Raw genomic sequence first — 24,456 nt, forward strand, 5'->3', positions numbered from 1 at the left:
TATATTTAAGATTCTTGGTAAAGGAAGTAGTCGAAGTCTGCGTGTAGTTTTTCTCCAGAAGTATCTTGACATTGCATACCAACAAATGCCCCTGTAAAGAAACCTCCACCTTGAATGTAGTCATCCGATAGCTTGTAAGAGTGAAAATCAATAGGAATTCTCACCCAATGATCTCCATCAAAAGAATAGTGATAATGGTATAGATTAGTACTTACTTCTACACGTAAGTAAATGTAGTTAGTTTCATCTGGAATTGCTATAACTTCGTTTTTAAGTGGTCGATCAAATTCAAAATTATCGCAAACTGTAAGGTCAAGAATTCTCCCTTTCTCTTCATGCCATGTAACTTGTAAAGCTGACCAATTTTGTGTGTTGTAATAATTAACAAGGCCTGCAGCTTGTTGAAATGATTGCGGATTAAAACTCAATTTCGTTTCAGCAGTAAAGTTAAAATGTTCCCAGCGTCTTGCAATAAAAGATTGTGTAAATTTAGATGTTAAAGATTCATTTCCATACAATCGTAAATGACCAGGTAGCTCTGTTAAAGACATATTATTTTCTAATGGAATTCTTAGTGACTGAAAGTGTGGGTTTAATTCTTGCTGGTTAAAGTCATCTTTTCTGGGATAATCTTTTTTCCACTTCACTTCTTCTATGTCAGGCCCTTTAATTTGTAACGATGGTTCATTTCCACCAACAACGTATGGCCAGTCATTTTTCCATTCCAAACGTTGTATAGCTGTTTCTCTTCCTAATGGGCAGAAACCTCTAGGATCTAAAAGAGGTTGTTCATCTTTAGGTAATGGGCGACCTGTAAGATGAACAAGGAACCATTCATCGGTGTGTGTTTTCACAATTGAAGCATGCCCTGCTTTTTGTAAAGGATTTCTAGGGTATGGAAAAGATGTTATTAACGGATTTTCTGGGTGAACTTCATAAGGACCATACAAGCTTTTTGAACGAGCTATAGTTGCTTGGTGATCGTATTTTGTACCGCCTTCAGCTGTTAGTAAGTAGTAGTATCCATTCTCTTTATAGATGTGAGGTGCTTCTGTTAGCTTTACATCTGTTCCTTTAAAAATCACTTTTTTATCACCTATCAGTTTCTCGTCTTTAACACTATATTCTTGTAGCACTATACCATAAAAATTATGGTTGGGTAGTCGGTGGTCCCACATCATATTAACAAGGTACTTTCTTCCGTCATCATCATGAAATAAAGAAGGATCGAAACCAGAACTGTTTAAGGTGACTGGCTCTGACCATTCACCATCAATTTGGTTACAGGTAACAAGGTAATTATGACAGTCTTTCCACTGACCTTCAGTTACTTTAACATCAGTATAGATAAGCCAAAACTTTCCATCACTATATGATAGAGCAGGTGCCCATACACCACCAGAATCAGGGTTACCTTGCATGTTTAATTGACTTATTCGGTTTAAAGGTCTTGAAACAAGTCTCCAGTTTTTTAAGTCTTTTGAATGGTATATACCTACACCAGGAAACCATTCAAATGTAGAGACAGCGATGTAGTAATCTTCTCCAGCTCGACATATGCTTGGGTCAGGGTTGAACCCCTTCAAGATTGGATTTTTAATGTTTGACATATTCTTCACCTCTAATTATAGATTTATTGGTTAACATTTAATTTGTAAGTTGATTTTTCGAAAAGAAACTATCAGTTACAAAGGCAGACACTCCTAAAGCGGCTGACTTTTTTTCTAACATAGAAAAATGAAGCTGTAAGTCTTTCTGGTGTGATACTAATGGGTGTGTACTTATGTTTTGTTTTAAAGGTTCTTCAAGCCAATTCTGTAGTGTAGCTAAACGATTACCAATGATGATCTGCTCAGGGTTATAACTGTTAATGATATTATTTAGCCCGACTAATATATAGTCGCTTAGTTTATTAATTATTTTAAGGGCTTGTTCGTTTTCATTTTCAGCTAGTGAGATTAGCCATTCTAATGTTTTTTCTTCTGGATTGCCTTTAATGATATTGTACTCGAGAGCCATATTAATAAGAGATTGTTCAGAGGCATATAACTCCCAACACCCTTTATTTCCACAATTGCATAAAGGACCATTCATATTAATAGTCATATGTCCAACCTCTCCTGTAAGTCCATTGTGCCCTTCATGAAGCTTTCCGTTTAATATGAAACCAGCACCGATACCGATACCAATGCTAATGTAGACAATATCATTATACGGTTTTCCTGCACCGAATTTCTTTTCACCATAAGCCCCGGCATTTGCTTCGTTCTGAATGACAACAGGGGTATTGTACTTTTCTTCCACTAACTTCTTAAGGTCAACATTTTTCCAGCTAATGTTAGGAGCCATTAATACTCTACCGTTTTTTACTAAACCAGGAACTCCAATACCTATTCCTATAACTCCATAAGGGCTTTTGGGGAGTGAAACAATTAGTTCATCAATGATTGAGTAAGTTTCATTAAGCGTTTCTTCAAATGTTAAGTTACCAATCTTGGTAAATTGTTCATTGTGAATGTTCCCTTGCAGATCTGTTACAACGGCCAAGATATAGTTAACTCCAATATCAATACCCAAAGAGTACCCTGCTGATTCATTGAATAAAAGCATTACAGGCCTGCGCCCACCACTTGAAGTACCTGGGCCCGACTCGAGAATTAAATGTTGGTCTAGTAAATCGTTCACAAGAGAGGAGACAGTTCCTTTGTTCAACCCAGTCTTGATAGCGGTATCCGCTCTAGAAATGGGGGAGTGCTCTCTAATACAGTTTAAAACTAAAGACTTGTTCCTTTCTTTCACTACGTATTGATTGTAAGTTGTTATCATAATGTAATCACACTTTCTTTAAAATATTAGACTAAATAAATAATGTCTGCCAATTTAAACTATTTCAATAATTTTATTATACACTTTGTTTATCCACTAGACAAACAATGTTTACCATGGTAATATTTACTTAATGTTTGAAAATGAAGATTTTTCTAATAATTTTAAGGGGGAAGAAGATGAAGAAATTTAAATGGTTGTCTGCTTTTTTGATTTTATTGTTAGGTAGTCTTTTATTATTTGCATGTAGTGAAGATGGTGAAGGTGATGAGGAAGTTGGCAGTAGTGAAGACGATGAAGTAATAGAATTCATGCACTTATGGCCAGAAGGAAGTTCAGCCCAGCATTATAGAATAGTCAATGAAATTATTGAGGACTTTGAGGAAGAACATCCAAATAAAACTGTTGACTTACAGGTTTACAGTAATGAACAATACAAAGATCAAATAACAGTATTATCTTCTGCTAATGAACTGCCTGATGTAGGAATGACATGGGCGGCTGGTTATATGGAACCTTTTGTAAGCGGTAACATGTTTGCGGAACTTGATGATATGTTAGATGAAGGTCTTCGAGATGAATTTGTTGCGGGAACTCTAGAGGCGTTTGAATTAGATGGTGTCTCATATGGCCTTCCATTGGAGTTAAATACAACTTATGTTTTTTATAATAAGAACATCTTTGATGAGCATGGCTTGGAAAAACCAGATACGTATGAGGATTTACAAGAAATCATCTCAGTTTTAAATGAAAATAATGTTGAACCTATATCTTTAGGTAATAGAGATCGTTGGACAGGTTCAATGTGGTACATGTATTTTGCAGACCGAATTGGTGGTTCTGATGTCCTTACAGAAGCAATTAATGGTGAAAGGTCTTTTGAGGACCCAGCTTTAGTAGAAGCAGCAGAAAAGGTACAAGAGATGGTAACAAATGACTCATTTAATAGTGGGTTTAACGGAATGGCAAATGAAGAAGCAAGTAGTATGTTTATGAATGATCAAGCTGCAATGTATATGATTGCAACATGGGATTTACCGAACTTTACAACCAATGAGGATATACCACAAGAGTTCAGAGATTCTGTTGATTACTTTAAATTCCCAACTGTTGAAGGATCAGGTGATACGAATAGTTTTGTAGGTGGTCCAGGAGTTGGGTTGTTTGTAAGTGAAAATTCAGAGGTTAAAGATGCTGCTTTGGAATTTTCGTCTTTCTTTATACAGGAATGGGGAGAAAGGTCAGTTACTGAAGCTGGTGTTATTCCAGGTACGATAGTGGATGGTGAATCGTTAGATCTTCCAGATATGTATGTTGAAGTTTTAGAAGATCTCGAAAATGCAACAAACTTAACACTATATGCTGATGTGCAAATGAGTGCGGGTGTTGCTGATCGACACTTAGAGTTAATTCAAGCGTTATTTGGATTAGAAATTACAGCTGAAGAGTTTGCAGAAGAGCATGAAAATGCACTTTCAGAAGAATAGAAAATACTGATTACAATTAATAGGGATGAACTAATGCATACCTTACTTCATCAAATGAAAATACATCAATGAAAGGGTGGATTAGTCATCCCCACTTCTTTATATGGGGGTGAGAATGGTGAACAAAGTCATGTCAAATAAGTGGTTTATAATCCTTTACTTATTTCCTGCGTTTTTTCTAGTAGCTGTTTTAATTTTTATTCCACTATTACTAACAGGATATTATGGGCTTATGGATTGGGATGGAATAGGTGAAATGGAATTTATAGGTCTTGAAAACTACATTAACGTAGTTCAAGATCCTAGGTTTTGGGAAAGTGCTGCACATTCATTTTTATTAGCTTTATTTTCGACTTTAAGCTTAGCAATTTACTTAGCTATTGCGATGATCTTAGCTTCCAAAATTAAAGGTGCAGATTTATTAAGGAAAATTTATTTAATACCGATGCTATTATCTTCGGTTGCAATTGCACAACTATGGATTAAAGTGTACAACCCGTCTAATGGGATGTTAAATACAGTTCTTCATTGGTTCGGAGTTGAAAATCCACCACTATGGCTAGCTGACCCAAATATAGTTTTATATTCAATTTTTATCCCTATATTGTGGCAGTATGCAGGGTTTTACATTTTAATATATTTTGCAGCTTTAAAAAACATCCCAGATACAATTGTTGAGGCAGCAAAAATTGATGGTGCTTCACCTTTGCAAGTTGCTCTTCAAATTAAACTTCCATTAATTATGGGTGTTGTTAAAGTAACTATAGTATTAGCAATTGTTGGTTCTCTTAAGTATTTTGACTTAATTTATGTAATGACTGGAGGAGGACCTAATGGTGCAAGTGAAGTCATGGCTTCTTACATGTATAAATTAGCCTTCTCAAACAATGACTTCGGTTATGGTAGCTCTGTAGGGTTTATGCTACTGCTAATCACACTTCTTGTAACAATTATTGTTAGGAAGTTCACCGCTTCAAAAGAAGAAATTCAATATTAAAGGGAGGTTTTGTGATGGGACGTTTAGGTTATTTCTTTTTATACCTATGCCTAGGAGTAGTCGGTGTATTTCAAGTCTTTCCTATTGTATGGTTATTTCTATTTTCCTTAAAAGATAATCGCGAAATATTTGCGGGATCCCCTTTTGCGCTCCCAGAGGAAATTAGATGGGAAAACTACCTAAGAGTATGGGAAGGTGGTATAGGTCTATACTTCTTTAATAGTGTTTGGATTACAGGTGTAGCAATTTTCCTAACAGTTTTATTTGCTAGTATGGCTGTGTTTGTAATTACGAGAATGAAATGGAAACTTAGCGGTTTAGTTTTAGGGTTATTTATGATCGGTTTAATGATCCCAATTCATTCTTCATTAATTCCGTTGTTCAATATGTTTTTGAATATCAACCTTATTGATAACCCTTGGTCTATTGTTATTACATATACAGCCTATAATTTGCCGATTACGATGATGATACTACTAGGCTTTTATTACACTATACCTAGAGAGATTGAAGAGGCTGCAATTATAGATGGCGCATCACTACATAGGCTGTTTTTTAAGATTGTATTACCAATATCCGCACCTGTTATGTCCACTACAGTAATCATTAATATGATCTATAACTGGAATGAATTTGTCTTTGTTAACACGTTTATAAGTTCGGACCAATATAGAACGTTAACAGTTGGTATACAGAACTTTGTTGGTCAGTATATGACCGACTGGGGTGCAATTGGAGCTACTCTTGTAATAAGTGTACTGCCAATTTTAATAGCATTTTTATTTTTTAGTAATAAAATTGTGGATGGTATTTCCTCCAGTGCTGTAAAAGGGTAATTACACATTTACTCATGTAACAAATCGTCTATTTCACTATGTAGTTTGCTTGTCGAATTTATTAAAAGCTTGTATTGCAAAATGAACTGTAATGAATGCATAAAAGCTAGCACCAAATATAAAAAATAGAGCTGGCAACAAGTAGGTAAGGAAATAAAATGAAGCTAAACTGACTACAATTAGAAAAGATTGTAATGGGCTAATAAGCATTGTAAAAAAAGAATACTTCAATACTTGAAAACCTTTTATATGAAAATGCACGTAAGTTGGAAAGAGATAAAATAGAAATAATAAAAATATAAAAACCCCTGCAATTAATGGTACAGACGTCCAAGTCAATATCTCACCAATGTTTGTGTATAAAAAGAAGATGTTAAAAAGAAATATGAATGCTATACAGTAAATGAAAAAGCCTATGCGATTACTCTTCCAAAACTCTTCTTTATAGTACTTTAAGAAAGTATTAAGTATAGGGAGATCGGTTTGACCTTTCAGCCATTGTCTAATAACTGAAAACATGGCAATGGTTGCTGGGAATAAACCTAATATTACAGCTCCAAAGATGGTAAAGGTAATCCATAACAATTGAATGTAAGCAAAACGAGTGACCCACTCCAGAGCACTATATAAAGCTCTACTCATAATAATCCCCCTAGAACCGACAAAATTTACACATTATTCTAAAAACATGTTAATATATAAAGCTTTATTTGTCTATTTAATAATTTGTTTAACCTAAAACAATAAAAGATGATGGAGGGATAAGAAATGACTTATCTAAAAAACATTGAAACTATTAAATTTGAAGGTTTAAATTCTACTAATCCACATGCCTTTAAGTTCTATAATCCAAGTGAGGTAGTTGGTGGAAAAACTATGGAAGAACATTTGCGTTTTAGTGTAGCTTACTGGCATACATTTACAGAAGATTTATCTGATCCATTTGGAACGGGGACAGCTATTCGCCCATGGGATCATTACTCTGGTATGGATTTGGCAAAGGCAAGGGTTGAAGCAGCCTTTGAATTTTTTGAGAAGTTAGGAGTACCGTATTTCTGCTTTCATGATGTGGATATTGCACCAGAGGGCGATAGTTTAAGAGAAACAAATCAAAACCTTGATACAATTGTTGCTATGATTAAGGATTATATGAAAGATAGTGACACTAAACTGCTGTGGAATACAGCGAATAACTTCACAAATCCTCGTTTTGTTCACGGGGCCGCATCATCTAACAATGCAGATGTATTTGCTTATTCTGCTGCCAAAGTAAAAAAAGGTTTGGAAATAGGTAAAGAGTTAGGGGCAGAAAACTATGTGTTTTGGGGTGGAAGAGAAGGTTATGAAACTTTATTAAACACTGACTTAGGGTTAGAGTTAGATAATTTAGGACGCTTTTTCCACATGGCAGTAGATTATGCCAAAGAGATTTCTTTTGATGGGCAATTTCTTATTGAACCAAAGCCGAAAGAACCGACGACTCATCAATATGACTTTGATGTAGCAAGTGGATATGCGTTTTTACAGCATTATGGATTACAAGACCATTTTAAGTTTAATATTGAGGCGAATCACGCTACATTGGCTGGCCATACATTTGAACACGAGTTACGCTATGCGCGTGTTCATGACATGTTAGGATCAGTAGATGCAAACCAGGGACATCCGTTATTAGGATGGGATACAGATGAATTTCCGACTGACTTGTACTCTACAATTTTAGCAATGTATGAAATTTTAAAGAATGATGGACTAGGCAAAGGTGGTTTAAACTTTGATGCAAAAGTAAGAAGAGGGTCATTTGAGTTTGAGGATTTACTTCATGCACATATTGCTGGAATGGATAGTTTTGCTGTTGGATTAAAAGTTGCACAAAAACTAATAGACGACAAAGTGTTAGACGGTATTGTCGAAGATCGTTACGCTTCTTACTCTGAAGGGATCGGTAAAAATATTGTCGATGGAAAGACCAATTTTGCGAAGCTAGAAGAGCATGCCTTGAATTTAAAAGAAATCAACAATACCTCAGGTAAGCTAGAACAGATCAAGGCAACAATAAATCAATACTTACTAAAGACATTCGCTGGAGAGTAATTTTTCAGATGTAGGAGCTGAGATAACATGAAGTATGTGTTGGGTGTAGACCTAGGTACTAGTGCTGTCAAAATATTGTTAGTGAATGAACATGGCGATGTAGTTAATGAAGTTTCAAAAGATTATCCTGTTATACAAAAAAGATCAGGCTATAGTGAACAAGAACCAGATGTTTGGGTTGAAAAAACGGTAGATGGTTTGTCCGAAGTAGTTAGGAGTTTTCAGGGCAACCCTGAAGACATAGAAGGAATAAGCTTTTCTGGTCAAATGCATGGGCTAGTATTATTAGACAATGATTTATATCCATTACGAAATGCTATATTGTGGAATGATACTCGTACATCAAAAGAGTGCGAACAAATTTATAATGTAGTAGGAGAAGACCAATTACTTAAATTGACTAAGAACCCTGCATTAGAAGGGTTCACACTACCAAAGATTCTTTGGGTGAAAAATAATGAGCCAAACTTGTTTGCTAACGCGAAGACATTTGTACTTCCAAAAGATTATGTACGGTTGAAGTTAACTGGTAAACTTCATATGGAACATTCTGATGCAGCTGGTACACTGCTTTTTGATATTGCGAATAAAGAATGGAGTAATGAAATGTGTGATTTGTTTGGACTAAGAGATCAGTTTTGCCCTCCATTAGTCAAATCACATGAGGTTGTGGGCTCGTTATTACCAGATATAGCCGATGAAATTGGGTTAACTTCAAATACTAAAATAATTGCTGGTGGTGCTGATAATGCTTGTGGTGCTATTGGCTCTGGTGTTTTAGAGGAAGGAAAAACTTTAGCGAGCATAGGTACGTCGGGTGTAATTCTTTCTTATGAGTCTAGTCATGAGAAAGATTTCAAAGGATTAGTTCATTATTTTAACCATGGCGTAGAGAACGCTTATTATACAATGGGAGTTACACTTGCAGCAGGGGATAGCTTAAGTTGGTTTAAGGATGTCTTTGCACCAGATGAAGATTATGATGACTTGTTAGAAGGTATTGATGACGTTCCCCCAGGTGCAAATGGTCTTTTATTTACCCCATACCTTGTTGGTGAAAGAACGCCACATGTTGATGCAAATATTAGAGCTAGTTTTGTTGGCATGGATCGATCGCATAAGCGAGATGATTTTGTCAGAGCGGTTTTAGAAGGAATTACATTTTCTTTGAATGAATCAGTGGAAATCTTTCGTAAACAAGGAAAGAAGATAGAGACTGTTATCTCGATTGGGGGAGGTGCCAAAAACGATGCTTGGTTGCAATTACAAGCCGATGTTTTTAATGCTAAAGTTGTTAAACTAAAAAATGAACAAGGACCTGGAATGGGAGCTGCTATGCTAGCTGCTTATGGATGTAATTGGTTTGACTCGCTAAGGGCTTGTGGAGAAGAGTTTTTAAGAGTAGATAAAGAATTTAATCCAAACATAAGTAATGTTCGTAAATACAAGGAACTTTTTGAGATTTATCAAGATATATATCAAAATACAAAGGAACTTCAACATAGACTGGTGAAGTTTAGGAATTAAATAGGAAGTATTAGGAATCCTGGGTTAATCTTAGGATTCCTAATTATTTTCTGCGCTTAAGCGAAATAAGGTTTGTTGTTTATAGGGTGTGTTGGCATCTAGCTTTATACTAGGTAAGTCGTTATGCATAATAGACCCAGGAGATGCTTGTGTTTCAAAACATATCCCTAAATATTTCTGGGAATCTCTTTCCGATAACTTAACATCGTGATTTAAATTATTTGCAGTGTACAATATCATTCCAGGTTGAGTCGTATGCATTGTTAATTTCCTACCACTTTTCTCTTCTTTTACTGACAGTTGTTCATTAGTAGAACGGTCAAAAATAAAATAATGATCATAGCCATTATTAGCAAGTTTGATTTGTTGATGCTTAGACTTAAGACCACTTTCAAGTTGGCGCCACTTTAGAAAATCAAATGGAGTATGAAGTACATTCATAATACCAGTGGGGATTAATTCATTGTCTAATTCTAAAAACTTCTGGCTATTCACTTTAAGCCAGTGTTGGTCTATTGTATCTTTTAAATCACCGGATAAATTAAAATACGTATGATTGGTTAATGTAAGAAATGTATCTTCATTCGCTATAGCGTCATAATCTATAATGATTTCATTGTTATTTGTTAACGTATATGTGACAGTAACTCGAAGGTCACCTGGGTAGCCATCTTCTAAATTAGCTCTTTTATGAGAAAGTGATAAACCAACTTGATCTTGATCTTGAAATGGCTGAGCATCCCATAGTGTATTATGAAACCCTGTTGAACCACCGTGTAAGTGATTGTTGCCGTCATTCTTTTCTAAATTATATGTATGGTTATTAATATGAAATTCAGCCCCAGCAATTCTGCCGGCAACACGTCCAATAAGTGCGCCTAAATAATAAGGATCCTTTTTATAGTCTTCTAAATTCTTATAACCTAGCACTATGTTTTCGAATATACCATTTTGATTTGGTGCCATAATTTTAGTAATTCTACCGCCGTAATTTAAGAGATGAAGACTTACTCCATTGTTGTTTGTCAGTTTAAATTGTTTCCAACCACCTTGTGATAATTCTTCCGTTTCTATCTGCATTGTTATCAACCCCCCATTTTCTTATTCTTACGTTAATTATATCATTTTATAGAGTATAAGAATTAAGTGTAGGGGTTTAAAGCAGTTTATTTCTCAACTTTCTAGGTGTTTTGCTATGATATTAATAATAAAGGAGGAATTAAAAATGAATGAAGAAGCAGTATTTGAACAAGCGAGGTTTTGGCGTCAAAACTTAGTGAAGCTGTTAGAAAGTATGACAGAAGAAGAACTAGATCAGATTCCTTCAGGTTTTAACAACAACCCACGCTGGAATCTTGCTCATTCCGTTGTGACGTGGGACAGTGTCATTACCAATGCATTAGGTCAAGATAGTCAACTGCCTAGTCATTATGGGGAATTGTTTGGTCGAGGGACTAGCCCGAAAGGTTGGGGTCAAAATGTTCCATCTAAAGATGAGTTGGTAGAACAAGTACAACAACATGCGAAACGTTTAGAAGAACTTGCATCAGGTAAGTTAGACCAGGAAATTGGTTTTGAGATGCTTCACTTAAAAACGGTTGAAGAGGCTTTTCTATTCTTAACTTCTCATGAAGCACTTCACGTTGGAACAGCGAGTGCACAAAAGCAAGCAACGAAATAAAGAATTTGAAAGCAGGGGCGTGAAGTTTTTTGCCTCTGCTTTTTTTGTTGATCTAGAGGTTTTTAAGACCCTTTATAGAAAATATATAACATAATAAAGGTTTAGAGGTGAAAGGCATGAAAAGTCCAGTTCAAACTAAGGTTGGTGCAATTTTTATCCCTGTAAAAGATATTAAAAAGGCGAAAGAATGGTATTGTGACTTATTAAATATTGAGACCCCTAATGAAATAATAGCCGATCATTTATTTGTTATTGATTTAGACTATGATCTAAAGGTGGTACTCGACTCAAAGATATATGAAAAACGGATTATAGATGATGTGCCTTTATTTCATTTTAATACTAGCAATATTGAAACGGCTTATAAGTATGTACAATTAAAAGGGATTGAGGTTTTAACAGCCATTCAACACGATCATTTTTTTAACATTCGAGATTTGGATGGTAATGTCCTAATGATATGTAAATGTTAAAACTTATTATCTTTGTAAGCATTCTTTAACACCATCTGTTAAAATAATGAAGAACTAAGGTGAAAAGAGGTGACAACATGACGTGGGAAATTTTAAACGTAATTGGAACGATGGCCTTTGGAATTAGTGGTGCCATTGTTGCCTTGGAAGAAAAGTATGACCTGTTCGGTGTTTATTTATTAGGTTTTACAACAGCTTTTGGTGGTGGTTTAATACGTCATGTTGTATTAGGTTTGCCCGTTTCTGAAGTTTGGGAACAAAGCATGTTGTTCTTTATAGCTTTTATAACATTGACGTTAATCTTTTTTATACCGTTTCATTGGTTCTTTACTGGTTGGGAAAAATGGGGTGCTTTCTTTGACTCAATTGGGTTGTCGGCATTTGCGATCCAAGGGGCATTGTTCGCAGTAGCAGCGGGTTATCCACTCCCAGCAGTTATTGTCGGAAGTGTTTTGACTGGTACTGGTGGCGGTATGGTACGTGACTTGTTAGCTGGAAGAAAGCCACTTGTATTACATAAAGAAATTTACGCTATGTGGGCTGTGTTAGGTGCTCTTGTGATTGGACTTGGAATTGCTGAAGCGATGTGGGAGTTAATGGTCTTATTAGTTCTAATTATTACTCTTCGAATGTTATCGGTCATCTATGATTGGCGCTTACCGAGTAGAGGAGATTGGTTAAGGTTCTTAAAACGCTTGAAGAAAAGTTAATAAATGTTAACATTGCTGCCCCCTAAAATAACTAACCATCCTTTATAATATTGGTAGGCATAAAGAATTAAAGGGGCGTTCTACAATGGCTTGTTCAGTCAAATTCTTTAAACAGTTTCCGATCTTTCACGATTTATCTTTTGAAGAATTAGAAGAGGTAGGCAAAATTGCACACCACCGTAAGTTTAAGAAAGGTGATGTCATTTTTCGAGAAGGCGAGAGAAGGGAATCGGTATACTTTGTCATCCATGGATTGATTAAAGTTTATAAAGTGAGTGCTGATGGTAAAGAACAAGTCATTAACTTAATTCATTCAGATGAAATGTTTCCCCATGTCGGCTTTTTTGATCAAACACCATACCCTGCAACGGCTGTTACACTAACAGATGTTAATGTAATAGCTGTTCCAATAGAGGCATTTGAAAACCTTTTACTGCAAAAGCCTCAAATTTCTATCAAAGTTATGCGTGTAATGGGTAAGAAAATATTAGAACTTCAAGACCGAATCCAACAAATGAGTACTCAAACAGTCTTTGAACGTACAGTAACAACACTTATTCGAATTACTGAAGAAATGGGGAAACACCGTCAAGATGATTCAATTTATGTTCATATTCCGCTTACAAACAGTGACTTAGCGAATATGATCGGCGTTACCCGAGAATCAGTTAACCGAACGTTTAATAAGTTACGAAAAGAAGAGTTAATCTCTTATAATCGTAATGAAATCATCGTTTACAACATGGAGGATTTGAAAAGTTACCAAATGACATAGTTTTAAGAACTAACACCTTCGATGACAGGGTATCTGTTGTCGGGGGTGTTTGTTTATTATGAGCTGCTAGTGTTATTTACAAAAGAAGTATATCTGGTATAATTTACGAAAATTCTTAAAATATAACAATGTAGTTGTTCTGAATAAGGGGAGAAATGAGTGAGGCAAGGTAGAAATGGTCACAATGATGAAAGAAATGATCTGTTCCACCGAGGATTGATCGGGAATCCTGGTTGTATGCTTGTTTTAATTGTATTAATTATTGTTATAAGTATCATCGTTAATTATTTCGACTAATGGTCACGTAGTAAACGTGTGGTTTTATTTTTTGTTAAGTTAACTGCTGTTATTGTATTGAATTAATCGAAGGTGGACCATCAGGTCATTAGTTTCGCTAAGTTGTAGTTATTTTCCTTAGTAAGTTTAGAAGAAGCGTAACCAATAATGGCTACGCTTTTTTCTATGCGCGTTTGGCAATTCCTTCAATTTCAACTTTAACGTCTTTTGGTAAACGGCTGACTTCGAAGGCAGCACGTGTTGGGTAAGGCTCTTCTAAGTAACTTGCATAAATATCATTGACTGTTGCAAAATCTTCCATTGAATCTAAAAGGATTGTTGTTTTCACTAGGTTAGTATAATCGAGTCCTGCTTCTTTTAAAATGGCACCAACATTTTTCATCACTTGATGTGTTTGTCCTTCAATGCTGTCACCGACAACTTCCATCGTTTCTGGGTTAAGTGGAATTTGACCAGAGATATAAAGCGTGTTGTCCACTTCTACTGCTTGAGAATAGGGTCCAATTGCTGCAGGTGCCTGATCTGTTGAATAAACTTTTTTCATGGTAAAACATCTCCTTTCTATATAACTCTATATTAGCAAAAGTTTAGTGTGGAGATAAGGATATAAAGTTATTTAGTAAAAAAGCAGGTTTAAAAAATTTTGAATTTTTAATATAATCAGATATAAGCGTAACAATAGGAGGGGTAAATTTTGAAAAAAGAAGAACTCATTGCACCGGATAACTATAATATTGTAAGCGAGTTTGAACAGTATTTGACAGACCCTGATCGAAAAGCGATTGTTTGGGAAGATGAAAACGGTAGTACAGACCAAGTGACATACGAACAATTGTTTAGTCGAGCTAATCAGTTAGCTAATGTTTTCGTTAGCCAAGGACTTGAAAAAGGTGACAAAGTGTTAGTGATGATTCCGAGATTAATACAAGCATATGAAGTTTATGTAGCGCTACTTAAGGCAGGACTAGTCGTTATTCCAAGTTCAGAAATGTTACGTGCTAAAGATTTAGAATATCGTATTCAACATGGTGATGTGAAAGCAGTTGTTACATATTACCCGTATATTAATGAATTCGAGCAAGTCAATAAAGTTTCACAGCTTAAAAAGTTCGTGTTAGGTGAAGCAAGTGACGGGTGGGCTCATTTAGATGAGTTAGTTGAACATGCACCAACTGAATTCAAAACGGCAAATACAAAAAGCGATGATATGGCGTTTTTATCTTATACGTCAGGTACTACTGGCAACCCTAAAGGTGTTGTGCATACACATGGCTGGGGCTTTGCCCATTTAAAAACAGCTGCGTCAAATTGGTTAGGAATTAATGAAAAAGATTTAGTATGGGCAACAGCTGGTCCTGGTTGGGCGAAATGGTTGTGGAGCCCATTTTTATCAGTGTTAGGTTCAGGAGCAACTGGTTTTGTTTATAATGGTAAGTTTTCTCCTACAAAGTATTTAAAGTTGCTGCAAACTTATGGTGTTAATGTTTTATGTTGTACACCAACTGAATATCGTCTAATGGCTAAAGTTGAAGGGTTAGATGGGTATGACTTAGGTCAATTGCACAGTGCAGTTTCAGCTGGTGAGCCGTTAAATAGAGAAGTAATAGATACATTTGAGAAGTATTTTAACCTAACTGTAAGAGATGGATATGGTCAAACAGAGAATACATTGTTAGTTGGTATTACAAAAGGGATGGAAGTGCGCCCTGGTTCTATGGGTAAACCAACCCCTGGCAATACAGTTGAAATAATTAATGAAGATGGGGAACCTGTAAAAGAAGGTGAAGTAGGTGACATTGCCGTTCACCAGTCAACACCAGCATTGTTTAAAGAGTATTATAAAGACCCTGAGAAAACGAGTGCGACTTATCGTGGTGAATATTACTTAACAGGTGATCAGGCAAGTAAAGATGGTGACGGGTACTTCTGGTTCGAAGGTCGAAGTGATGATATTATCATTAGTTCTGGTTACACAATAGGACCATTCGAAGTAGAAGATGCCCTAGTCAAACACTCTGATATTCAAGAATGTGCTGTTGTAGCAAGCCCAGATGCAGTACGAGGTGCAATCGTGAAGGCTTTCATCGTGTTAAAAGACAATGTTGATGAAAAGCGAGATGGATTTGTAAGAGAGCTGCAAAATCATGTGAAAGATTTAACTGCACCGTACAAATATCCACGCGAAATTGAATTTGTAAAAGAGTTACCGAAGACAACGTCAGGTAAAATTCGACGCGTAGAGTTAAGAAAGCAAGAGATGAGTAAATCATTATAATGGGATGGAAAAACTGCTCAAAACTTTATAGGTTTTGAGCAGTTTCTTTTGATTGTGCAGTTAGTTTTATCGGCTCTTGGGCGGGTTTATATCAGCGCTCAGCAAAAATTATCGGCGTTCGGACTAGGTTTATCAGCGCTCGAACAAATTTATCAGCGTTCGGATTAGGTTTATCAGCGCTCAGACCAGATTTATCAGCGTTCACACTAATTAATGATAAGGATTAACGTGTACATAAACATCTTGCACTTCGTGGTGGTCTTCCATTAATTTTTCTTTTACGCGTGCAGCTATACTGTGTCCTTCATCGACTGTAATGTTTGGATCGACACTGATTTTCACATCGATAATGACGTATGAGCCGTGAGTTCTTGCGTTTAACATGTCTAAGCGTTCAACGCCGTCCACTTTCATCGTTGTCATTTCGAATTTCTTCGTTCGTCCTTCATCTAAAACAGTTTCTAACGTAACACTTACCGCATCGCGTCCAATTTTAAAGCCCATCCACATGACGAGTAGTGCAATAAATGCACCGGCTACTGGATCAAAGTACTGTAAGAATGGTAGGCCATAGTGGCTTCCAATCATAGCTGCCCCAATACCGACTAATGCAATTAACGATGAAATGGCATCTGAACGGTGGTGCCAAGCATCAGCTATAATGGCAGGGCTATTAATTTTATCACCGAGCCGTTTTTTATATTGAAAAAGCGCTTCTTTAACGATTAATGAGAAAATAATGGCATATAACGCGATCATGCCTGTTTCGGATTGTTCATTAGAGAATAAAGTTGAAATAGCATCAAGTAAAATTTCAACCCCGACTACTACGAGTAAGATTGAGACGATTAGTGTCGCGATGTTTTCAGCTTTACCATGACCATAAGGGTGTTCTGGGTCTGGTGGTTTTTGAGCTGCTCGAATACCGACAAGTACCGCAATGGAACTGACGACATCAGATGCTGAGTGAAAGGCATCAGCTATTAGTGCTTTACTGTTACCAAGCACACCTGCGATTCCTTTTACCACTGCTAATATTAAGTTGGCCACAATCCCTACAATTGAGGCAAACTGTGCTTTTTTAGTTCGGTTCTCCATAAAACAACCTACTTTTCGTCGATTATATTTTTTATCATACCAATAAATAAAAGGTTCAGTCTAACTATTTTTAACATTGTTTATGAAACTTTAGGCTTAAACCACATATGATGACTACATAGTAAAAAAATATGAGGAGACGATACATCATGTGTGGACTAACAGGGTGGTTGAATTGGAATCAAACGAGTGCGGAACAACTACCAATACTTAAGGAAATGACAGAAACATTAACGCATCGAGGGACAGATGATCAAGGTTTCTTCATGAATAGTCATGTCGCATTTGGTCATCAAAGGCTTGCGGTAATTGATCCTGAAAAAGGTAAGCAGCCAATGACAGTCAAAAAAGCAGGTTGTTCTTATACCATTGCTTATAATGGTGAGTTGTACAACACAGAAGATTTACGGAATGAGTTAGTTAAAGATGGTTTCACGTTCAACACGACATGTGACACAGAAGTGTTAGTCATGTCTTATGTAAAGTGGGGCAAAGAATGTCTAGATCGTTTAAACGGGATTTTTGCTTTTGCCATTTGGGATGATGAGCAGGAGGAATTGTTTATTGCACGTGACAGGCTCGGTGTTAAGCCAATGTTTTATAGTGAAGTTAATGGACAATTGTTATTTGCTTCAGAAATAAAAGCTTTACTTAAACATCCAAACATACAGCCTATAGTAGATCGTGAAGGTCTTTCAGAAGTGTTGGGGCTTGGTCCTTCACGAACACCTGGGCATGGTTTATTTAAACAGATCAACGAGTTAAGAGCAGGGCATGCTTTATCATGCTCGACGACAGGTGTGAAGATTTGGCGGTATTGGAATTTGAAAAGTGAGGAGCATACTGACAGCTTTGACGAGACGGTTGAGAAGGTGCGTTTCTTATTTAAAGATGCGGTTGAAAGACAGTTAGTATCTGACGTACCATTATCGACCTTTCTGTCAGGTGGTATTGATTCCAGTGCTATTACAGCTATTGCATCTAACTACTACAAAGAAAATGGTAAAGGAATTTTACCGACGTTTTCGGTCGATTACAAAGGGAATGATCAATATTTTGAAAAAAGTAAGTTTCAACCGAATTCAGATGCTGATTTTAAATCGTTAATCGTCGACCGATTTAAAACGAACCATGAGGACTTGTTTATTAGTGAAGAAGATTTAGCTGGATATTTGAAAGAAGCGGTATTGCTACGGGATCAACCTGGTATGGCTGATGTGGATTCGTCATTATTATGGTTTTGTAAACAAGTCAAAAATGAAACGACTGTAAGTTTATCAGGTGAATGTGCTGATGAGATTTTTGGTGGTTACCCTTGGTTTCAAGATGATTTTAACCAAGATGGAGAAGGCTTTCCATGGATTAGATCCCTCCAGTTAAGAGAAGATCTGTTAAATTCAAAATGGAAAAACAGACTTAATATTCAAGACTATGCAATGGAACGATATAAGCAAACGGTTAATGAAACACCTTTGCTTACAGGAGAAGCCCCTAAAGAGCAAAAACGTCGTGAAATGTTTTATGTAAATATGCAGTGGTTTATGGCGCAGTTGCTCGATCGCAAAGACCGAATGAGTATGGGCGCAACACTTGAAGTGAGAGTTCCCTTTGCTGACCACCATTTAGTCGAATATGTCTGGAATGTTCCTTGGGAGATGAAGCAAGCGGATGGATATGAGAAAGGTTTATTACGAAAAGCGCTAGAAGGATATTTGCCAGAAGAAGTTTTGTATCGAAAGAAAAGTCCTTATCCTAAAACGTTTCAACCGAAATACACTTCATTAGTTGTTTCTATGATGGAAGAAGTTCTGAGTAAACAAGATGCACCATTATTTGAATTACTGGATAAAAATAAAGTTGAGCAGTTAGTTCATACACAAGGTGAGGAGTTTAAAGAACCTTGGTATGGTCAATTAATGACAGGTCCACAATTGTTAGCTCATTTATGGCAGATTAATGCTTGGCTAGAACATTATAATGTGCAAATCGAGGCGTAAAGACTGAGCATTTTTAATTGTTTAGAAGTAGGCTGAATACTCCTTCGAAAGTTGTCTAACTATGGAAATGAATAATTTTTAAATTTTAGCACCATGATAAGCTTACAATTCCTTCGTATAAATCGTTGGTTTTAGGTTAGAATTACTACTAAAGGTAACAATTAGGTTAAAAACATTGCAACAATTTATCAAACCTTACAATGTTGTAATGTTAGTTTATGTCGATTGAATACGAGGGTATAACACTAGTACAATCAAGATACATTAATTAAGAAGGAGTGTATGAAAATGAAAAAATGGTTAATGAGTATTCTAATGATTTCTACTTTAGTGATAGCAGCTTGTGGTGGTGACGTTGAAGAAGATCCAATGCCAGAAGAGGATCCAGTAGAAGATCCAGCAGATGAAGATGGCGACATGGACAACGGTGACATGTAAGAACATTCCCCCCTTATAATATAATTGAGAAGCTGACAGGAGTCTTTCCTGTCAGCTTCTTTTTTGTGTTCAAGTTTGTAAGCACTTTCATTATTTTAAAAATTCAGACTTTATAATTATACAGAAAAACCTATTTAAATTTAATTAAACCCGTGTTAATATACATATAATCGTATAAATATACAAAAAGGAGAATGGATATGCAAATTAAAAATTGGGGATTTATTTTTATTGTTGGAGTAGTATTAGCGGTGTTATCTGCATGTGGCACAGGTGCTACAGAGGCTGATGGAGAAGAAATAAGTTCTGATGAGCAGCAAGTGTTGGAAATGGGAACTTCAGCAGACTTTCCGCCATTTGAATCGTTCAATGAAGATGGTGAATTCGTCGGCTTTGATATTGATTTAGCTCATGAAATTGCTGAAGAGTTAGGTTATGAGTTAGAGATTTCGGATATGAATTTTGATGGATTGATTGGTGCATTACAATCCAATCGTGTTGACATGGTATTAGCTGGGATGTCAGCAACGGAAGAGAGACAAGAAAACGTAGATTTTTCACCTGCTTATCATCACTCAGGTGAAATGTTCATTACACAAGAAGATTCAGACATTACAAGTATTGAAGATATTGAAGGAAAAACGGTAGGTGTTCAACTCGGAACTATTCAAGAAGAGGGTGCACAAGCATTACAAGAAGAATATGACTTTGAAATTCATGCTGTCGATGAAGCGACAAACATTATTCAAGACTTATTAACGAATCGTATTGATGTCGGTTATATGGATACGACAGTGGCTGAAGGGTATATTGAAGAACAAGGATTGGCAGGGTTTGAAGATCCAACTGAAGCTTCACCTGGAATGGCTATTGCATTTCCTAAAGATAGTGAGTTACAGGAAGACATTAGCGCTATCATCGAACAGTTTTTAGAGGACGGTACGATTGCTGAACTTGAAGAAAAATGGGAGTTAGATGAACAATAAAATTTAAAGGGATTGGAGTGAATAAGGCATGAATTTGGACTTTAGCCAAATCGTGCCTTATATTCCTTTTATGCTAGAAGGAGTATGGGTCACGTTACAGTTTGTGATTATAGCGATTATTTTTGGTTTTATATTAGGTTCTTTAATTTCTTTAGTAAAAATTAGCCGGTTTACATTACTGAAGTGGTTAGCTGATTTTTATACATCAATTTTTAGAGGGACACCACTAATTTTGCAGTTATTATTAATTTATTACGCCGTTCCTCAGCTTACGGGATATGATATATCGCCATTTTTATCAGCGATTTTAACGTTTGGTTTGAATTCCTCGGCATATGTGTCAGAAATTATTCGTGCAGGAATTCAAGCGGTGGATAAAGGCCAGCGTGAAGCGGCTGAAGCACTAGGTATTCCTTATCGACCGATGATGATTAAAATCATTTTGCCACAAGCAATGAAAAATATATTACCTGCATTAATGAACGAGTTTATTACGCTAACGAAAGAGTCAGCATTAGTTTCTGTTATTAGTTATTTAGATTTAATGCGTCGAGCTCAAGTCGTGTCTTCAGATATATACCGTAGCTTTGAACCGCTCATATTTGTAGGATTACTGTATTATGCGATGGTGATGGTCTTAACGTTAATTGGTAAGTATGTTGAACGGAGGATGAGAGCAAGTGATTAATGTAGAGAAGTTGCATAAAAGTTTTGGAGACACAGAAGTTTTGCATGATATAAACACGAGCATTGAACGTGGAGAAGTTGTTACGATTATTGGGCCTTCTGGTTCCGGTAAGTCGACTTTTCTACGTTGTTTAAATTTATTAGAGCAGCCGACTTCAGGGCGTGTATTTGTTAATGATGAAGATATAACAAATCCTAATGTCAATATCTTAAATATTCGACAGCAAATTGGTATGGTGTTTCAACATTTTCATTTGTTTCCGCACATGAATGTGTTGGAGAATTTAACTTATGCTCCGATGACTGTGAAAGGAGAGAGTAAAGCCGAAGCTAAGCGAAAAGCAGAACAGTTGTTAGCTAAGGTTGGTTTAAGTGAGAAGCTTGAAGCATTTCCAAATAGTCTATCGGGTGGACAGAAGCAACGTGTAGCGATTGCAAGAGCTTTAGCGATGGAGCCAAATCTAATGTTATTCGATGAACCTACTTCTGCATTAGACCCCGAAATGGTTAAAGAAGTGCTTGATGTTATTAAAGATTTAGCTCACTCAGGCATGACGATGGCTGTTGTAACGCATGAAATGGGTTTTGCGAAGGAAGTTGCGGACCGTATTATTTTCATGGACGAAGGCAGAATAGTAGAAGAAAGTGACCCAAAACCTTTCTTTGAAAAGCCTAACACAGAAAGAGCACAATCGTTCTTAGAAAAAGTGTTATAAGTTTTAGGTCACTTCAAATGCTGTATGCTTTGGAGGGCTAGACAATGAAAGCAGAGTACTTTAAAAACCCAGTATTTTATATATCAGCATCGATTGTAACATTGCTAGTAATTTTCGGGGCTGTTATGCCTGAGCGCTTTGGTGAAGTAGCTGGTACACTATTTGTGTTTACGACTGACCATTTTGGGTGGTTTTATTTAGTTGCCGTATTTGCGATTATCATTTATTTAATTGGATTAGCTATTAGTCGTTATGGGAAAATCCGACTCGGTGATGATGGGGAACGACCTGAGTACCCATTCTTTACATGGATTGGGATGTTGTTTTCAGCTGGGTTTGGTGTAGGTTTAGTGTTTTGGGGAGTTGCTGAGCCGATGTCACACTATTTTTCTACGCCTTTTGCAGGTGTGGAGGCTCAAACAGAAGAAGCTGCCCGAGTGGCGATGGGTTATGCTTTCTTTCATTGGGGAGTTAGTCAATGGTCAGTATTTGCTATAGTCGGTTTAGTTGTTGCATTTATGCAATTTCGCCGTAATGATAATGGGTTAATCTCTAAAGCAATGGAGCCTGTGACAGGTGAAAGGCCTGCTTTAAAAACGACAATTGACGCATTAGCAATCATTGCAACAGTAATGGGGGTTGCCACAACATTAGGTTTAGGTGTCATGCAGACGAACAGTGGACTTTCAACTGTTACCCCTTTACCGACTGCCATTTGGGTTCAAATGTTAATTATTGTCGTCATGTTTATAGCTTACATGATCTCTTCAACAACAGGTCTTGATAAAGGAATTAAATATTTAAGTAACGTGAACTTATCTTTATGTATCATTCTGTTTTTATTTATCTTTATTGCAGGTCCAACTACGTTCATTTTAAATGCGTTTGTAGCTGGAGTTGGTGATTATTTAAGAAATTTTGTTGGTTATAGTTTGAGGTTAACCCCATACCAAGGTGGAACGTGGGTCCGTGATTGGACAGTGTTCTACTGGGCGTGGGCGATTGCATGGTCACCTTTTGTTGGAGCGTTTGTTGCTCGCGTGTCAAGAGGCCGAACAATTCGTGAATACGTTATTGGTGTCATGATTGTCCCACCAGCGATCGCGTGTGTATGGATTGCAGCGTTTGGTGGTGCGGCAATTTATAGTGATTTAAATGAAGGGACGATGATTGCTGAAGCGGTTGATAACGATGTGGCAGTGGCGTTGTTTGAGTTGTATGAAACGTTACCATTAACGACAATTTTATCAGTAGTGTCGCTTTTACTAATCTTCACTTTTTTAATTACATCAGCCGATTCTGCTTCATATGTATTGGGTAGCATGGCTGCAAAGGGAAGTTTGTCACCACCATTGTTTCTAAAGCTAGTTTGGGGTGTGCTCATTTCTGCAATTGCTGGTGTGCTATTATTAGCTGGCGGTCTTGATGCATTACAGACAGCATCACTCGTATCAGCTCTACCTTTCACTGTGATTTTACTCATTTTGCTTTACTCTATAATAAAAATGTTGCGAAACGAACAGGTGCCAATAAGTAAACAAGAAGTCCGTCGTTTCCGGAAACTAGAGAAGAAGAATAAAGAGTTAAGGAAAAAAGAAGAAGAATAGATAGGGAAAACATCGGCTGATTGTCGGTGTTTTTTCATGAATAATCTCTTGTTATATAGGGCTAAATAATAGTAACTAAGCTTAACAAGGGGTTATGTGATCATGAGCTCGCAAAAGACGTTGCGTTATTTTTTAGTTTCGCTTTTAATTAGCTATTTAGTTGGATTAATATTTTTTGCACCTGACTTTAGTGAAAGCTCCACAGTACATGCATTAGAGACAGTTAATGATACAGGAGAAATTGAAGAATCCGGTTATCCAAATATTAATATCCGAACGGTATCCCGTGAAACAGAAGATTATATTTTGTTTGTTCAAGCGCCGGTGTTTGACTCTGAAGAACTAAATGAGTTCTTCGGTGATTATGTTGAACAAGTAATGAATCAGTTTTTCCATGAGGTGGAGCAGTTAGGTCGTGTCGATGCAGACACACCAGGTAACTTAAGTTTAAAAGTTGAAATTGAACCAGCTGGAGAAGAATTGTACTCCGTTATATTCAGTGAAGAAACGTTTACTGGTGGGGCAAGTGTCAATCAGAAGGCGAGCGTTTATATGGTTGATGTAGAAGCAGGTGAGTTAATCAATCGTGCTGAGTTATTTAATGACCCAGATGAAGCTCAAAGCACTATATTTCCAATTATTGAGCAACGACTGAAGGACTCAGAGCAATATAGTGCTTATATTTTAGACGATGAATTACAACGTTGGTTATCACAAACGGATTATCATTTTACAAACATGTATATTGAAGATGGTAATATCGTGTTTAAGTTTAATAAGTATGAAGTATTAGCAGGCGTTGCTGGAACCCCTGAGGTGAGTATCCCGATTAATGAAGTGAAAGATCTATTTAAACCTGAGTGGCTTGAAAGAATGAAAGTCGAAGATCAAACGGGACAAGATTTTTATCTGTAAAAAAAGAGAGCCTTAGACTGAGGCTCTCTTTTCA

At 36.5% G+C, this 24,456-nt stretch carries 24 protein-coding genes; 18 read left to right on the forward strand and 6 right to left on the reverse strand.

The annotated features are described in order from the left end of the window. Positions 1-5 precede the first annotated feature (5 nt). Positions 6-1,610, reverse strand: coding sequence for a glycoside hydrolase family 43 protein (locus AHA02nite_RS09085; RefSeq protein ID WP_146816523.1), 1,605 nt, complete (start codon positions 1,608-1,610; stop codon positions 6-8). A 37-nt stretch (positions 1,611-1,647) separates the two neighbouring features. Beyond that, the gene (locus AHA02nite_RS09090; protein ID WP_307724923.1) at positions 1,648-2,685 is read right to left on the reverse strand and encodes an ROK family protein; all 1,038 of its coding nucleotides are present in this window, start codon (positions 2,683-2,685) and stop codon (positions 1,648-1,650) included. A 320-nt stretch (positions 2,686-3,005) separates the two neighbouring features. Between AHA02nite_RS09090 and AHA02nite_RS09095 the strand changes: the two genes are divergently transcribed. From AHA02nite_RS09095 to AHA02nite_RS09105, 3 genes are all read left to right on the forward strand, one after another. Then, on the forward strand, positions 3,006-4,313 hold the full coding sequence (locus tag AHA02nite_RS09095; RefSeq protein ID WP_146816527.1) for an extracellular solute-binding protein: 1,308 nt from the start codon (positions 3,006-3,008) through the stop codon (positions 4,311-4,313). A 118-nt stretch (positions 4,314-4,431) separates the two neighbouring features. After that, positions 4,432-5,310 carry a carbohydrate ABC transporter permease gene (locus tag AHA02nite_RS09100; protein WP_146816529.1) on the forward strand — a complete coding sequence of 293 codons (879 nt, stop codon included), beginning with the start codon at positions 4,432-4,434 and terminating at the stop codon, positions 5,308-5,310. Positions 5,311-5,324: 14 nt separating this feature from the next. After that, positions 5,325-6,146 (forward strand): carbohydrate ABC transporter permease, encoded by an 822-nt coding sequence (locus AHA02nite_RS09105; RefSeq protein ID WP_146816531.1) that lies wholly within the window; start codon positions 5,325-5,327, stop codon positions 6,144-6,146. A 36-nt stretch (positions 6,147-6,182) separates the two neighbouring features. Here the strand turns inward: AHA02nite_RS09105 and AHA02nite_RS09110 are convergent, their stop codons facing one another. After that, positions 6,183-6,788 (reverse strand): YesL family protein, encoded by a 606-nt coding sequence (locus AHA02nite_RS09110; protein WP_146816533.1) that lies wholly within the window; start codon positions 6,786-6,788, stop codon positions 6,183-6,185. A 126-nt stretch (positions 6,789-6,914) separates the two neighbouring features. Between AHA02nite_RS09110 and xylA the strand changes: the two genes are divergently transcribed. Beyond that, positions 6,915-8,240, forward strand: a complete 1,326-nt coding sequence (xylA, locus tag AHA02nite_RS09115) for a xylose isomerase (protein WP_146816535.1) — start codon at positions 6,915-6,917, stop codon at positions 8,238-8,240. A 27-nt stretch (positions 8,241-8,267) separates the two neighbouring features. Continuing rightward, positions 8,268-9,767: a xylulokinase gene (xylB, locus tag AHA02nite_RS09120; RefSeq protein WP_146816537.1), complete on the forward strand. Its 1,500-nt coding sequence runs from the start codon at positions 8,268-8,270 to the stop codon at positions 9,765-9,767. Between the two features lie 39 nt (positions 9,768-9,806). On the opposite strand, the gene AHA02nite_RS09125 is transcribed toward xylB, so the two are convergent. Further along, positions 9,807-10,847 (reverse strand): aldose epimerase family protein, encoded by a 1,041-nt coding sequence (locus tag AHA02nite_RS09125; protein ID WP_146816539.1) that lies wholly within the window; start codon positions 10,845-10,847, stop codon positions 9,807-9,809. A 145-nt stretch (positions 10,848-10,992) separates the two neighbouring features. On the opposite strand from AHA02nite_RS09125, the gene AHA02nite_RS09130 reads away from it, so the two are divergent. The 5 genes from AHA02nite_RS09130 (at position 10,993) to AHA02nite_RS15130 (ending at position 13,703) form a co-directional block, all read left to right on the forward strand. Then, complete coding sequence (locus AHA02nite_RS09130; protein ID WP_170236036.1) at positions 10,993-11,448, forward strand: DinB family protein; 456 nt, start codon at positions 10,993-10,995, stop codon at positions 11,446-11,448. Between the two features lie 116 nt (positions 11,449-11,564). Beyond that, entirely contained in the window at positions 11,565-11,921 is a 357-nt protein-coding gene (locus AHA02nite_RS09135; protein WP_146816543.1) for a VOC family protein, read from the forward strand. A 77-nt stretch (positions 11,922-11,998) separates the two neighbouring features. Further along, positions 11,999-12,631: a trimeric intracellular cation channel family protein gene (locus AHA02nite_RS09140; protein ID WP_146816545.1), complete on the forward strand. Its 633-nt coding sequence runs from the start codon at positions 11,999-12,001 to the stop codon at positions 12,629-12,631. Between the two features lie 85 nt (positions 12,632-12,716). After that, positions 12,717-13,406 (forward strand): Crp/Fnr family transcriptional regulator, encoded by a 690-nt coding sequence (locus AHA02nite_RS09145; RefSeq protein ID WP_146816547.1) that lies wholly within the window; start codon positions 12,717-12,719, stop codon positions 13,404-13,406. A gap of 159 nt (positions 13,407-13,565) precedes the next feature. Next, positions 13,566-13,703, forward strand: a complete 138-nt coding sequence (locus AHA02nite_RS15130; RefSeq protein WP_170236037.1) for a hypothetical protein — start codon at positions 13,566-13,568, stop codon at positions 13,701-13,703. A 163-nt stretch (positions 13,704-13,866) separates the two neighbouring features. Here AHA02nite_RS15130 and AHA02nite_RS09150 read toward each other — a convergent pair whose 3' ends face one another. Next, positions 13,867-14,247, reverse strand: coding sequence for a RidA family protein (locus AHA02nite_RS09150; RefSeq protein ID WP_146816549.1), 381 nt, complete (start codon positions 14,245-14,247; stop codon positions 13,867-13,869). 150 nt (positions 14,248-14,397) lie between these two features. Between AHA02nite_RS09150 and mbcS the strand changes: the two genes are divergently transcribed. Continuing rightward, positions 14,398-15,978 carry an acyl-CoA synthetase MbcS gene (gene mbcS, locus AHA02nite_RS09155; protein ID WP_146816551.1) on the forward strand — a complete coding sequence of 527 codons (1,581 nt, stop codon included), beginning with the start codon at positions 14,398-14,400 and terminating at the stop codon, positions 15,976-15,978. Between the two features lie 210 nt (positions 15,979-16,188). On the opposite strand, the gene AHA02nite_RS09160 is transcribed toward mbcS, so the two are convergent. Further along, positions 16,189-17,076 carry a cation diffusion facilitator family transporter gene (locus AHA02nite_RS09160; RefSeq protein WP_146816553.1) on the reverse strand — a complete coding sequence of 296 codons (888 nt, stop codon included), beginning with the start codon at positions 17,074-17,076 and terminating at the stop codon, positions 16,189-16,191. 149 nt (positions 17,077-17,225) lie between these two features. On the opposite strand from AHA02nite_RS09160, the gene asnB reads away from it, so the two are divergent. The 7 genes from asnB to AHA02nite_RS09190 all read left to right on the forward strand — a co-directional run bounded on the left by asnB (position 17,226) and on the right by AHA02nite_RS09190 (position 24,422). Continuing rightward, the gene (gene asnB, locus AHA02nite_RS09165) at positions 17,226-19,073 is read left to right on the forward strand and encodes an asparagine synthase (glutamine-hydrolyzing) (RefSeq protein WP_146816555.1); all 1,848 of its coding nucleotides are present in this window, start codon (positions 17,226-17,228) and stop codon (positions 19,071-19,073) included. A 288-nt stretch (positions 19,074-19,361) separates the two neighbouring features. Next, positions 19,362-19,511 carry a hypothetical protein gene (locus AHA02nite_RS15135; RefSeq protein ID WP_170236038.1) on the forward strand — a complete coding sequence of 50 codons (150 nt, stop codon included), beginning with the start codon at positions 19,362-19,364 and terminating at the stop codon, positions 19,509-19,511. Between the two features lie 200 nt (positions 19,512-19,711). After that, positions 19,712-20,497: an ABC transporter substrate-binding protein gene (locus AHA02nite_RS09170; protein WP_146816557.1), complete on the forward strand. Its 786-nt coding sequence runs from the start codon at positions 19,712-19,714 to the stop codon at positions 20,495-20,497. Positions 20,498-20,525: 28 nt separating this feature from the next. Then, positions 20,526-21,185, forward strand: a complete 660-nt coding sequence (locus AHA02nite_RS09175; protein ID WP_146816559.1) for an amino acid ABC transporter permease — start codon at positions 20,526-20,528, stop codon at positions 21,183-21,185. Further along, positions 21,178-21,900 carry an amino acid ABC transporter ATP-binding protein gene (locus tag AHA02nite_RS09180; protein WP_146816561.1) on the forward strand — a complete coding sequence of 241 codons (723 nt, stop codon included), beginning with the start codon at positions 21,178-21,180 and terminating at the stop codon, positions 21,898-21,900. Before AHA02nite_RS09175 ends, AHA02nite_RS09180 begins: the two co-directional genes overlap by 8 nt. Before the next feature lie 44 nt (positions 21,901-21,944). Then, positions 21,945-23,507: a BCCT family transporter gene (locus tag AHA02nite_RS09185; RefSeq protein WP_146816563.1), complete on the forward strand. Its 1,563-nt coding sequence runs from the start codon at positions 21,945-21,947 to the stop codon at positions 23,505-23,507. A 102-nt stretch (positions 23,508-23,609) separates the two neighbouring features. After that, positions 23,610-24,422 carry an RsiV family protein gene (locus AHA02nite_RS09190; RefSeq protein ID WP_146816565.1) on the forward strand — a complete coding sequence of 271 codons (813 nt, stop codon included), beginning with the start codon at positions 23,610-23,612 and terminating at the stop codon, positions 24,420-24,422. The last annotated feature ends 34 nt before the right edge of the window (positions 24,423-24,456 follow it).

The sequence above is a fragment of the Alkalibacillus haloalkaliphilus genome, assembly GCF_007991275.1.
GTDB classification, from domain to species: Bacteria; Bacillota; Bacilli; order Bacillales; family Alkalibacillaceae; genus Alkalibacillus; species Alkalibacillus haloalkaliphilus.